We start from the raw sequence: 568 nt of genomic DNA, 5'->3' as shown, positions 1-568 counted from the left end.
GCCGTATTCCGGAGCATCCTGCGAAATTGGTTCGCGTTCCCTGGGACGCTCATGCCCACTTCCCTCCGAGAAATGATGTGCGTCGAGCGTATAGAGACAGCTCAGGCACCGTATTGGTACGAGTCCCAAATTCCCGTCCCCGTCTTGTGCCGGGAGCGCAGTGCGCCTGCCGGACACATGCCGTTCACTGGCGGGGCAGGCCGAATTGCGCGACGAGTGAGGAGCAGAACAGTGTCGTCAGCTGTGAAGGATGAGGGGTCGCTCTCTGTGGACGACGTCATCGAGCGGGCACGTGGTCTCGTTCCGCTGCTGCGTGCGAACGCGGAGAAGACCGAGCGGGCCAACGCGGCCGTGCCGGAGAACATCACGGCGCTGCGCGAGGCCGGGCTGTTCCGCATCCCGACCCCGCGGAGCATGGGCGGGCTGGGTCTCGGCCTGCGCGCGGAGGTCGGAGTGGCCGCCGAACTGGCCCGCGGCTGCCCCTCCACGGGGTGGCTCCTGATGGTCAACTCGGCGGGGCGGGGCCTGCTCCAGGGCATGTTCCCGGAGGACGTGGTCGCCGAGATCT

At 67.3% G+C, this 568-nt stretch carries 1 protein-coding gene; it reads left to right on the top strand.

Annotation, left to right across the window (positions count from 1 at the left end):
• Positions 1–267: 267 nt before the first annotated feature.
• Positions 268–568: acyl-CoA dehydrogenase family protein (locus IF28_RS0135765; protein WP_030229596.1), on the top strand; the 301-nt coding region annotated here is incomplete at its 3' end.

The sequence above is a fragment of the Streptomyces sp. NRRL WC-3626 genome, assembly GCF_000718785.1.
GTDB classification, from domain to species: Bacteria; Actinomycetota; Actinomycetes; order Streptomycetales; family Streptomycetaceae; genus Streptomyces; species Streptomyces edwardsiae.
Note: the sequence above shows the minus strand (reverse complement) of the source record. Positions and strands in the feature narration are given on the sequence as shown.